Genomic DNA, 11,431 nt, shown 5'->3' with positions numbered 1-11,431 from the left:
GGATCGCGGTCGGCACGAAGTGCAGGCTGATCTGGCGCATCTGCTCGCCGAAGCCGGGCATCTCCCTGGTGCCGACGGCCAGCGTCGCTTCCGGCGTGACGTCGCGCCGCGCGGGGCCCGTGCCGCCCGTCGTCAGCACGAGGTGGCAGCGGGCCGTGTCCACCAGTTCGACCAGCGTTTGCTCGATGCTGGCGCGGTCGTCCGGGATCAGCCGGGTCTCCAGCCGGAAGGGGGTGGCGAGGGCCGCTTCCAGCCACTCGCGCAGTGCGGGAATGCCCTTGTCCTCGTAGACGCCGCCGCTGGCGCGGTCCGAGACCGACACCAGGCCAATCACGAGCTCACCCGCGAGCTCCTCGACTTTATTGTCCAGACTCATCAATCTCGTCCTCATCCTCGCCGGGCTCTTCGGCGGCGGCCGCTTTCGGCTGCTTCGCCAGGTCCTTCAGGATCTGGAAGATTTCGCGGTAGGCCTTGGGCGGCTTGTTCTCGGCCTGCTCCTTGCGCGCATTGCGGATCAGGGTGCGCAGGTGCTGCACGTCCAGGTCCGGGTGTTCTTCCAGCAACTGGGTGAGGGCCTTGTCGTCGGCCAGCAGCTTGTCGCGGCGGCGCTCCAGCGCGTGCAGGGCGGCCGCTTCGGCCCTGGACGTGCCTTTCCAGCTTTCGATGGTGCGCTGGATGACGGCGACTTCCTCCTCGTCGAGGGAGCGCATCAACTTGCCGACGAACTGCAGCTGGCGGCGCCGGCCTTCGTGGTTGGTAATGGTCTGGCACGTGAGGATGGCGTCGCGCACTTCCTCCGGCATCGGGACGCGCTTCACGCGGTCGCGCGGCGCCTCGATGAGCTGCTCGCCGAGCTTTTGCAGTTCGTTACTCTGGCGCTTGAGTTCGGACTTGGAGGGACGCTCGTATTCCTGGTCGAACTCGTCGGAGCGGAAGCCGACGGAGCCGCGGTTGGCATTTGGCATGATGATCTGGATCGGCTGGCGCACGGCCCGCCGGTAAAAACAGTAAACGGCTGCTATGATAACTGTTTTACGGCTCGCTACGAAAAACCACACATGAACGACACCGTCTTCACCCATACCCAGGATCAGCTCAAGCAGCTTGCACAGGACGTGCTTGCCATTGCCAAAGAAACGGGCGCCAGCGATGCGTCGGTCGAGATCAGCGAGGGTAGCGGGCTGGCGGTGACGGTGCGCAAGGGCCAGGTCGAGACCATCGAGCAGAACAAGGACAAGGGTATCGGCGTGACCGTGTACAGCGGCAAGCGTCGCGGCCATGCCAATACGTCGGATTTTTCGCGCGATTCGCTGCGCGCCACCGTCGAGGCGGCGTACAACATCGCCCGCTTCACGGCCGAGGACCCGGCCGCCGGCCTGCCGGACCCCGACCTGCTGGAAACGAACCCGCGCGACCTGCGCCTGTGCTACCCATGGGACATCAACGCCGAGGATGCCGTGGCCATCGCCCAGCGCTGCGAGGCGGCCGCCTTCGCCGTCGACAAGCGCGTCACCAACAGCGAGGGCGCCAGCGTCTACGTGCAACAATCGCACTTCGTGGCCGCGAACTCGCTCGGCTTCTGCGCCGGCTACCCGTTCTCGCGCCACACCCTGTCCGTCGCGCCGATCGCCGGCAAGGGGGCCCACATGCAGCGCGACGACTGGTATTCGTCGGCGCGCGACCCGAACAAACTGGGCGATCCGGAAAAGATCGGCCGCTATGCCGCCGAGCGCGCCCTCGCGCGCCTGCATGCGCGCAAGCTCGACACGCGCACATGCCCCGTGCTGTTCGAGGCGCCGCTGGCCGCCGGCCTGTTGGGTGCTTTCGTCCAGGCAACGTCGGGTGGCGCCCTGTACCGTAAATCGAGCTTCCTGCTCGATTCCCTGGGCCAGAACATCTTCCCGTCGCACATCCAGATCGTCGAAGACCCGCACCTGATCGGCGGCGTGGGCTCGGCCCCGTTCGACGAGGAAGGCGTGCGCACCCAGCGTCGCAAGGTCGTCAGCGATGGCGTGCTGCAGGGCTACTTCCTGTCGTCTTATTCGGCCCGCAAGCTGGGCATGCAGACGACGGGCAATGCCGGTGGCTCGCACAACCTGGAAATCGTCTCGAAAGACACGAAGATCGCCGACGACTTCGAAGGCATGCTGCGCAAGATGGGCACCGGCCTGCTCGTCACGGAGCTGATGGGGCAGGGCACGAACTACGTCACCGGCGATTACTCGCGCGGCGCGTCCGGCTACTGGGTCGAGAACGGCGTCATCCAGTACCCCGTCGAAGAGATCACCATCGCGGGCAATATGAAGGACATGTTCCAGGCCATCGTCGGCATCGGCAACGACGTGCTGACGCGCGGAAACAAGTCGACGGGTTCGATCCTGCTCGAGAAGATGGTCGTCGCCGGTAATTAGAGTAGGGTGGGGTATGCGAGGCCGGGGGCCTCACATACGAACGTGCCCACGCGTTACGTATGCATAACGCGAACATCCGCGTGGGCACGGGGTGCCCACCCTACCCGCCGCGAGCACGAAATCCGGGTTCCTGCAATAATGTGCAGATACACATTTCTCGTGAAAGGAACCCGATGGACATTCTTGCCGCCGCCCGCAAGCGCTACACCGCCAAGGCCTACGATCCGAACCGCCGCGTCCCCGAAGAGACCATGCAGCAGATCTACGAAGTGCTGCGCAACAGCCCGTCGTCGGTGAATTCGCAGCCCTGGCACTTCATCGTCGCCAGCACGCCGGACGCGAAGGCGCGCCTGGCCAAGGGCGTGCAGGGCCCGTACAGCTACAACGAGGCGAAGATCCTGAATGCCTCGCACGTGATCCTGTTCTGCACGCGCGTGGATGCCGAAGGCGGCCACCTGGAGCGCCTGCTCGCGCAGGAACAGCGCGACGGCCGTTTCAAGGACGATGCCGCCAGGGCGGGCCAGGCCAAGGGCCGCCTGGGTTATGTCAACCTGCACCGCTACACGCTGAAGGACCTGCCGCAGTGGTTCGAGAAGCAGGCCTATATCGCGCTGGGCAACGCCATGCTGGCGGCCAGCGCGCTGGGCGTGGACACGACGCCGATGGAAGGCCTCGACCCGGCCGCGCTGGACGCGGAGCTGGGCCTGCACGAGCAGGGCCTGGCCAGCCTCGTGCTGCTCAGCTTCGGCTACCACGCCGACAGCGATTTCAACGCCGCGCTGCCGAAGTCGCGCCTGGCGCAGGAGCAGGTGTTCACGTTCCTGTGACGGCGATGCCGAACGGGGCGAGCCGGGGCAGCCAGGCTTGCTCCAGGATGCGCGTGAAGCCTTCGCGGGTGGGGTACAGCTCGTTTTCCCAGTCGTCCCGGTAGCGCTCCGGGCTCGTCGCCAGGCAACCCCGGCTGTCGACATGGAACACGCGCGCCAGAGGCGAGTGGAACGCGGCGAGCACGTCGTCGTTGAGCACGTCGATCAGGTGGCGCATGACGCGCGTGCGGAACGCGAGGTCGGGATCGACGTGCGCCGCGTCCATCAGGCTCGTGATCCAGCCGCCGTGCGCGTTCACGAAACTCCGCCCGTCCGGGACGGGGTAGTCGTAGCCGTTCAGGAAGACCGGCTGCAGCCGGGCCGTATGGCGATAGGCCCAGCGCAGCGTGCGGATGATGCCGTTCAGGCCGATGTCGATGTGGTACAGCAGCAGGTCGAGCCGTTCCGCCGAAAAGCAGGCGGCCGGGTCGCGTGCGTGCGCGCAGTCGTCGCGCAGTGCCAGGCCGTGCTCCAGCGCGTCGTTCGCGAAGCCGCTGAGGTAGAACTCGGAAAAGGGCGGACTGCCCGCCAGGTGCGTGCGCATCACGTCGGCGCAGGCGCCGTCGCCGATGTATTCGTTCAGCCGGGCGCCATTGAAGCCGAGCAGGCGGATCGCCGCGTGGTCCGGCGCCACGCGCGGGTGCTCGACCAGCGCGTGCAACAGCGTCTGGTCGCCGTGCCAGAACCACGTGTCGCCCAGCGCCAGCCCGGCCGGCGGCGGCGCGTCGTCTTCCGGGATCTCGCCCGGCCGGTAAATGATGCCCACACGCCTCCCGTGCCGCCGTCCTTCCTGCTGTTGGACCGGGGAGGGCGCGGGGCGTTCCCGCAGGTCAGGCGAACGTCAGGTTATCGAAGGTCGAGACGTTCAGCGCCTGGTTGTTGTGCGCCAGGACCATCAGCCCGCCGAACACCGTCGCCGGCATGCTCACGCTGGCGCTGCCGACCTGCGTCCAGTTCACGCCGTCGGGCGACATGAAGCCGGTGAACGTGTTGCCCGCGCGGGTCAGGCGGAGCCACCAGGGCGCCGCGGCCCCGCCGATGAGGGCGGCCTGGCTGGACGCGCCGCCCGTCCCGGCACGGTACGTCATCTGCACGCCGTAGCCGGGCAAGACCGCCACGAGGACGTTCTGTGCATTGGCATCCAGCGAGGTGCGAAACATCAGGCCGGACTTGGCCGCGGCATTCGTGTTGGCCTGGCTCGCCACGCGCACCGTGATTGTGCCGTCGCCGGTCATGCATTGCGGTGCGAAGTGGAAGGCGTCGGCCGTGTTCCAGACGTCGGCGCCGCTGCCCCGCAGCGTGTAGACGCCGTTCGCCACGCTGGCGCTGCCGGCCAGTCCCACCGCGCCGACGTCGACGTCGAACATCGGCGCCGGCAGCGCCGAGCCGCCCAGCGCGGCGATGTCGGCCGCAGACAGCGCGCCGTTGTAGATGCGGAAGTCGTCGATCATGCCGCTGAAGGTCGGGTCCGGGAACTGCGAGCGGCCGATGAAGTTCTGCGTCGTGTGGCCGACCTGGAACGGCGGGATGTAGACGCCGCCGGCGGTGGCCACGGGCGCGCCGTTCAGGTACATCGTGAAGTCCGTCCCCGACAGCGTCACGGCGACATGCACCCATTGCCCGGTAGGCAGGGCCGTCGGCGCGTCGACGCGGATTTCGCTGTCCCCGCCGTTGAGCGTGACCGCGAAGCCCATCGTGCCCCGGGCCGTGCGCGGCGACAGGAACATGTAGTGCAGCGTATTGGTGCCGAAATCGAAGATGCGGGACCAGTTCGGTCCGCCGTTCCAGAACACCCAGGCCGCGATCGTGAAGTCGCCGACCGTGTCCACGATGTTGGCCGGCAGGCTGGCGTAGGCGCCGTTGCCGTTCAGCGCCAGCGCCGAGCCCTGTCCCTGGCGCCCCGCTGCCCATGTGGCGCCGCCGGCCAGCTGGGCATTGCGGCCGTTGCCGCTCGTGTCGTTCGCGACCGTACCGCTGGCTTCGCCGAATTGCAGCCAGGTGTGCAGCCGGGTGCCGGCGACGCCCATCGCTTCGTTCGACGGGGGCGACTCGCCCGTCGGCGTGACGGCCGTGACGACGTAGTAATACGTGCCGTTCGCCAGGTTGGCATCGGTCCAGGTCAGCAGGTCGGTAATGCCCGTGGCGACGACAGTGTACGGTCCACCGGGAGACGTGCCGCGTTTCACGTTATAGCTCGTCGCGTACGCGGTACCCCACCACGACAGCACGACGTTGCCGGCCGTCGTCACGGCGCTGAGACCGCTCGGCGGGGCGCCCGAGGCGACCGGATCGCGGGTGAACAGCAAGGTGCCGTAGCCCAGCTGGTCCCAGGCGCCGCCCGTTTGCGGATAGTGGCCGCCGTCTTCCTGCGGGATCGACTGTGAGAATTTTTGCGTATAGGGCGCCGCGAGGCCCTTGCGATTGACGTAATGGTTGTAGATCAGTGCCCACGCGGGGCGAGTCGTTCCCTGGCCGGTAATGGAGAACGTCGATGCATAGAATCCCGGCACATAATAAGGCACGAACGGCACCGTGTAATACGGCGACGTCGGGCCGGACTGGTGCAGGTTACCCTTCGCCGTGTATTCGCAGGCGGCCAGCACGCGATTGTTGTCGTAGCCATACAGGTCGATACCCTGGTTCCAGGCCATTTCGCAGATGGTGGTCACGAGCGAGATGCTGAGCGTATTGTGGCCCTGGTCCCGGCCCGCTTCCTGCGTCTGGGCGAGGTAGCCCGGGTGGATGTAGAAGGCCATCTGCGCGATGGCGCCGTTGCCCAGGCCTTCCTTGAAATAGGTGATCGTGGCGTCGAAGCGGGCATGGTCGTCGCACAGCACGGCGATGGCCAGCGAGGCGGCCATGGCGCACAGGTTCCAGTTAGAAAATACTTGCAGGCTTGTGTTGTTGCCGACCAGGGGGACGAAGACATTCTGCATCATCTGCTTGAACCGGGCGAAATCGGCCGCGGCCCAGCCGGCGTAATCCCGCATGAGTTCCGCCGCGTTCGCCAACTGATAGCCTTGCAGGCCCGCGGCGAGGTAGCCGTCCCAGTGGCCATCCGTCAGATTGATGCCGGTGAGCGTCGAACCCCAGGCGTTCAGGATGCGCACGGCTGCGTTCGCAGCGGCCGTGTTGCCCGTGATTTTCCACTGCAGGGCATTCAGGTAGGCGGCCATCGTGTCCCATTGCAGGGCCTGGACGTTGTCGGGATGGACGCCATCGTTGCGGTAGACGACCGGCCGCGGGTCCGGATTCCACGTATTGTTTGCCAGGCTGTTCTGAAGCATCAGGCGCCAGTTGTCGATCCATGGCGAAACCTGGTTCTGTACTTTCGCGCTGATCCGGTCGAAGTCGGCCTGGGTATGCAGCAGGCCGGGGTGGACGAACGCGCCGCCGGTATCCGCCAGCAGCCGGGGCGCGCCCTGGCCGGAGGAGGAATCGGCGCCGGCGCCGCAGCCGGCCAGGCCGAAGGGGCCGAGCGCCAGGAGTCCGAGGGAACCGGCGCAAAAGGACCGGCGGGGGAGGGAAGGAGAGTCTTTGTCGTGTGCCATAAGGTTGCGGAGTGAAATGATGCCCGGACCGGCGGCGGGCGTTGTACCCTTGCCGGTCCCCGAATGTGCTACGTTCGATGGCGCGCCTCTCCTCCCGCGGCAATATGATATTAATTCGACCATCGAACCATTAGATTATGGCAGTCATATTGCCGCATGGCAACGCATTTCTGTATGTATGTCGGACCGGCCCACCCCGCGCAAGCCGGCCCTTGCCACTCTTCAGCGGCCGGCGCGCACCGCCTGCAACACCGGCTGCAGCACCGCGGCACCGAGGCGCGCGCTGCGCGCGCCGTCCCAGCCGACCTGCGGATCCGGGTCGTTGGCGTTGTCCTTGAACGGCAGCTCCAGCGTGAGCGACAGGCAGCCGAACGCGTGCGTGACATACGGCGACCCCATCGTCAGCACCTCGTCCGTGTACGGCTCCTTCGGATAACCGTGCACGTCCTGGAAGTCGGGGCTGGCGATCATGAAGGCATCGGAGAATGCCTTTTGTACGGCGGCCTGTTCGGGGGTAAAGGTCGGTAGGGCGTCGCTGCCGGCGACGAAGACATACGGCAGGCCCTCGTCGCCATGCACGTCGAGGAACAGGTCGACGCCGGTCTCTTCCATCTTTTTACGCACGAGGAAGACTTCCGGGCTGCGCGCCATGGTCGGGTTGCGCCATTCGCGGTTCAGGTTGGCGCCGGCCGCGTTGGTGCGCAGGTTACCGCGCACCGAGCCGTCCGGGTTCATGTTCGGTACGACGTAGAACACGGCGTCCTTCAGCAACTGGCGGCCGAACGGGTGGGCCGGGTCGAGCAGGGCGTCGAGCATGCCTTCGACGAACCACTCGGCCATCGTCTCGCCCGGATGCTGGCGCGCGATGACCCAGACCTTCTTCTTGCCGGGGACCTCGTCGCCGATGACGAGCAGGTTCAGGTCGCGGCCGTCGACGGTCGAGCCGAGGTCCACCATGCGCACGTGCTCGGACAACTGGGCGCGGTCGAGCAGTTCCAGGTGGCGTTCCCACGAATACGGCTCGAAATAGGCGTAGTAGACGCTGTCCATCGCGGGGGTGTGCTCGATCGTGAGCACCAGGCCGTCGAAGCGGGTCGGCACGCGGAACCAGTTGACGCGGTCGTAGCTGGCCATGGCGTTGTAGTCTTCCCAGCCCTTCGGATACGCCGACTGGCCGGCGTTGAGCAGGCGGATCGTGCACGGCTGCGCCTGCGCGCCCTGCAGGCGGAAATAAAACCACTGGGTGATGTCGGCGTGCGAGTCCTTGCGGATGTTCAGGTCGATGGCGCTGGCGCTCGTGGCGTTCACGACCTCGATGGCGCCAGCGTCGAACTGGCTGCTGATCTTGATAGACATGGTATGTCCTGTTGTTGTTGGATGGGAGGCGTGCATGATACCTGCTTTGGCAGGCGAAACAGGATGCTCTGCTGCGGGTCAAACAGCGATGCTGGAGAATTTGCTACCTTTATTGCTTGGCCGCATCGCATCGGTGCGACAGGCAAGCAGGAGGGGAGCTATGAGGCAGATAAGGGTGGCGCGGCCGGAAGTCACGACCATCGACCGGCGCGGTTTCTGGCTGCGCTGGCGCGACGAAGAACTGTATGTGCCGTTCGCACTCTTTCCCTGGTTCGAGCATGCCACCGTGGCCCAGTTGTGCCGCGTCGAACACCTGGGCCGCGAATGCCTGTACTGGCCGGCACTCGACCTGGAACTGGCGCTGGACCGCATCCGCCATCCGATGGCGGCCGCACAATTCGCCGTCGACTGCTGAGCGCCCAGGTCAAACGTCCAGGCCGCCGAAGCGCTTGCTCAAGGTCGCATCCGCTTCCGGCACCGCGTCGTCCTCGCGTCGCAGCACGTCCATCAGGTGCCGCTCGGCCGGCTTCCATACTAGGCGGTAGATCGCCTGCGCCAGCGCATACGCTTCCGACCCCGGCCACGGCTGGGGCAGCAGGGCCAGCGGCAGCATCGGATCGTGCAGCTGGACGCGGCGGTAGGCGTGGATCAGCAGGGTGCGCACGATGAACGCCTGCTGCGGATCCGGCGTGCCTTCCGCGCGCAGCAGGTCGGGCAGCGGCGAAAACGTGTCGATGAAACGGCGGTAGCCGGCCACGACGGCAGACAGATCCCACCCTTCGCGCACCAGTTCGGCCAGCGGCCGCGCGCCGACCTCCGGCAGTTCCGTTGCCGCGCAGACGAAGATCTTGCCGGCGCCATCCACGCGGCGCAACACCTCGGCCACGCCGTCCAGGTCGGCCGCCGGATGCGCCAGCAGGCCCGGCGCCAGCATCGCAAAACCTTCCCATTCGAGTTCCTTGCGCACGGCCGCACGGAGCGTACTATCGATGCTGCCGTTGGGGGCAATCAGCAAGGTCCAGCGGCCGTTCCAGTCCACGCCGGGCGGCGCGTAGATGCGGCGGTTGGCACGGGCGAAGCGGGGCGCGGCCCCGGGCTGCAGCGCATAGCTGCTGCGCCGGCCCTCGCGCTGCGCGACGAGCCAGCCTTCCTGCACGAGCCGGAACACGCTCGTGCGCACGAGCCGGTCCGTCGCCCCGAGCGGCGCCACGAGCTCGATCAGGCTGCCCAGCCACAAGCGGCCGCCGTGCGGAGCGATGGCGTCGCCGAAGATCGTCATCACGAGCGATTTGGCGCGCGGCGGGTCGGTGCCGAGGAAGTCGGCGATCCACTGTTGGCTGCTGGTCGGGGTCATGGCGGGATTTTACCGCGTCTCAATATGATTCAAAATTTCGCTATACATCGTAATTTTTGTATCGTATTATGGTTCGAGACACATCGCAAACAGATCGCAAAGGGGAGACTGATCATGTATGCCCAGATGGTGGACACCGGCCTGAAACAGGTCCAGAGCCACGCCGACATGAGCGAGGAGGAACAGGCGTTCCAGGCGCGCATCGACGCCGGCGTGAAGATCGAGCCGAAGGACTGGATGCCCGAGGCGTATCGCAAGACGCTCGTCCGCCAGATTTCCCAGCACGCCCATTCCGAGATCGTCGGCCAGCTGCCGGAAGGCAACTGGGTGACGCGCGCGCCGACGTTGAAGCGCAAATCGATCCTGCTGGCCAAGATCCAGGACGAGGCCGGCCACGGCCTGTACCTGTACAGCGCCGCCGAGACGCTGGGCGTGTCGCGCGACGAACTGCTGGCCGCCCTGCACGCGGGCCGCGCCAAGTACTCGAGCATCTTCAACTACCCGACGTTGACCTGGGCCGACATCGGCGCCATCGGCTGGCTGGTGGACGGCGCGGCCATCATCAACCAGGTCCCGCTGTGCCGCTGCTCGTACGGCCCGTATGCGCGGGCGATGATCCGCGTGTGCAAGGAAGAGGCGTTCCATGCGCGCCAGGGCTACGACATCATGATGAAGCTGTCCCAGGGCACGCCCGAGCAGAAGGCGATGGCGCAGGATGCCCTGAACCGCTGGTGGTGGCCTTCCCTGATGATGTTCGGTCCGTCCGACGCGGAGTCCGTCAACAGCGCCCAGTCGGCCGCTTGGCGCATCAAGCTGTTCTCGAACGACGAGCTGCGCCAGCGCATGGTCGACCAGACCGTGCCGCAGGCCGAATTCCTCGGCCTCGCCATTCCCGATCCGGACCTCAGGTGGAACGAAGAGCGCGGCCACTACGATTTCGGCGCGATCGACTGGGACGAGTTTTATAACGTCCTGAAGGGCAACGGGCCGTGCAACCGGGAGCGCCTGCGCACGCGCGTGAAGGCCTACGAGGATGGCGCGTGGTTCCGCGAGGCGCTGGTGGCGCACGCCGACAAACAAGCATCCGTAGGGTGGGCACCCAGTGCCCACGCGTAACGTTCGCGAACCGCATGCGTTCGCGTGGGCACAGGGGTGCCCACCCTACGCGTACCGCACAAGCACATGGGAGACACAAATGAGCAAAGAATGGCCCCTGTGGGAAGTCTTCATCCGCAGCCAGCACGGCCTCGCCCACAAGCACGTGGGCAGCCTGCACGCGCCGGACGCCGGGATGGCGATCAACAACGCGCGCGACGTCTACACCCGCCGCAACGAAGGCGTGTCGATCTGGGTGGTAAAGGCCGCCGACATCGTCGCCTCCAGCCCGGCCGACAAGGAGGCCCTGTTCGAGCCGTCGAACAGCAAGGTCTACCGCCACCCGACCTTCTTCCCGATGCCGGAAGAAGTCAAGAACCTGTGAGGCGGCCGTGGATGCGAACAAATTCGAATACCTCCTGCGCCAGGGCGACAATGCCTTGATCCTGTCGCAGCAGCTGTCGCAGCTGTGCGGCAAGGGCCCGGCACTGGAAGAGGACATGGCCCTGACCAATGTCGCGCTCGACCTGCTCGGCCAGACCCGTTTATGGCTCACGTATGCGGGCGAGATCGAAGGCCACGGCCGCGACGAGGACCGCCTCGCCTACCTGCGCGACGCGCGCGACTTCCGCAACTGCCTGCTCGTCGAGCAGCCCAACGGCGACTACGCGCAGACGATGATGCGCCAGTTCCTGTTCGATACGTGGCACTACTTCCTGATGCGCGGCCTGCTGGCGTCCAGCGACCGCCGCATTGCGGAGATCGCGGAAAAATCGATCAAGGAAGTGACCTACCACC

Annotated in this window: 12 protein-coding genes; 6 read left to right on the top strand and 6 right to left on the bottom strand. The window is 66.2% G+C overall.

All coding sequences use genetic code 11. The features are described 5' to 3' along the window. Both mog and yjgA read right to left on the bottom strand, forming a co-directional pair. The coding region (mog, locus tag AC1DYX_RS21110) for a molybdopterin adenylyltransferase (protein WP_477262436.1) at positions 1 to 376 on the bottom strand (376 nt) is incomplete at its 3' end. Next, the gene (gene yjgA, locus AC1DYX_RS21105) at positions 360 to 965 is read right to left on the bottom strand and encodes a ribosome biogenesis factor YjgA (protein WP_477262434.1); all 606 of its coding nucleotides are present in this window, start codon (positions 963 to 965) and stop codon (positions 360 to 362) included. The genes yjgA and mog, both read right to left, overlap by 17 nt. A 93-nt stretch (positions 966 to 1,058) precedes the next feature. Here yjgA and pmbA point away from each other — a divergent pair, with 93 nt between their 5' ends. Continuing rightward, complete coding sequence (gene pmbA / locus AC1DYX_RS21100; RefSeq protein ID WP_477262432.1) at positions 1,059 to 2,411, top strand: metalloprotease PmbA; 1,353 nt, start codon at positions 1,059 to 1,061, stop codon at positions 2,409 to 2,411. Between the two features lie 173 nt (positions 2,412 to 2,584). Beyond that, positions 2,585 to 3,238 carry an oxygen-insensitive NAD(P)H nitroreductase gene (nfsB, locus tag AC1DYX_RS21095; protein WP_477262430.1) on the top strand — a complete coding sequence of 218 codons (654 nt, stop codon included), beginning with the start codon at positions 2,585 to 2,587 and terminating at the stop codon, positions 3,236 to 3,238. On the opposite strand, the gene AC1DYX_RS21090 is transcribed toward nfsB, so the two are convergent. The 3 genes from AC1DYX_RS21090 to AC1DYX_RS21080 form a co-directional block, all read right to left on the bottom strand. Further along, entirely contained in the window at positions 3,225 to 4,043 is an 819-nt protein-coding gene (locus AC1DYX_RS21090) for a hypothetical protein (protein WP_477262428.1), read from the bottom strand. The genes nfsB and AC1DYX_RS21090 overlap by 14 nt on opposite strands. A gap of 64 nt (positions 4,044 to 4,107) precedes the next feature. After that, positions 4,108 to 6,828, bottom strand: a complete 2,721-nt coding sequence (locus tag AC1DYX_RS21085; RefSeq protein WP_477262426.1) for a LamG-like jellyroll fold domain-containing protein — start codon at positions 6,826 to 6,828, stop codon at positions 4,108 to 4,110. Positions 6,829 to 7,050: 222 nt separating this feature from the next. Further along, complete coding sequence (locus tag AC1DYX_RS21080) at positions 7,051 to 8,184, bottom strand: M14 family metallopeptidase (protein ID WP_477262424.1); 1,134 nt, start codon at positions 8,182 to 8,184, stop codon at positions 7,051 to 7,053. A gap of 160 nt (positions 8,185 to 8,344) precedes the next feature. Between AC1DYX_RS21080 and AC1DYX_RS21075 the strand changes: the two genes are divergently transcribed. Continuing rightward, positions 8,345 to 8,599 (top strand): DUF2442 domain-containing protein, encoded by a 255-nt coding sequence (locus AC1DYX_RS21075; protein WP_477262422.1) that lies wholly within the window; start codon positions 8,345 to 8,347, stop codon positions 8,597 to 8,599. A gap of 9 nt (positions 8,600 to 8,608) precedes the next feature. On the opposite strand, the gene paaX is transcribed toward AC1DYX_RS21075, so the two are convergent. Further along, on the bottom strand, positions 8,609 to 9,538 hold the full coding sequence (gene paaX / locus AC1DYX_RS21070; RefSeq protein ID WP_477262420.1) for a phenylacetic acid degradation operon negative regulatory protein PaaX: 930 nt from the start codon (positions 9,536 to 9,538) through the stop codon (positions 8,609 to 8,611). A 114-nt stretch (positions 9,539 to 9,652) separates the two neighbouring features. On the opposite strand from paaX, the gene paaA reads away from it, so the two are divergent. From paaA to paaC, 3 genes are all read left to right on the top strand, one after another. Then, the gene (paaA, locus tag AC1DYX_RS21065; protein ID WP_477262418.1) at positions 9,653 to 10,654 is read left to right on the top strand and encodes a 1,2-phenylacetyl-CoA epoxidase subunit PaaA; all 1,002 of its coding nucleotides are present in this window, start codon (positions 9,653 to 9,655) and stop codon (positions 10,652 to 10,654) included. A gap of 79 nt (positions 10,655 to 10,733) precedes the next feature. Then, positions 10,734 to 11,018 (top strand): 1,2-phenylacetyl-CoA epoxidase subunit PaaB, encoded by a 285-nt coding sequence (gene paaB / locus AC1DYX_RS21060; protein WP_477262416.1) that lies wholly within the window; start codon positions 10,734 to 10,736, stop codon positions 11,016 to 11,018. Positions 11,019 to 11,025: 7 nt separating this feature from the next. Next, the coding region (paaC, locus tag AC1DYX_RS21055; protein WP_477262414.1) for a 1,2-phenylacetyl-CoA epoxidase subunit PaaC at positions 11,026 to 11,431 on the top strand (406 nt) is incomplete at its 3' end.

The sequence above is a fragment of the Massilia sp. P2_C2 genome (genome assembly GCF_056404615.1).
The sequence above is the reverse complement of the archived record's forward strand: the minus strand, read 5'-3'. Positions and strand labels throughout refer to the sequence as shown.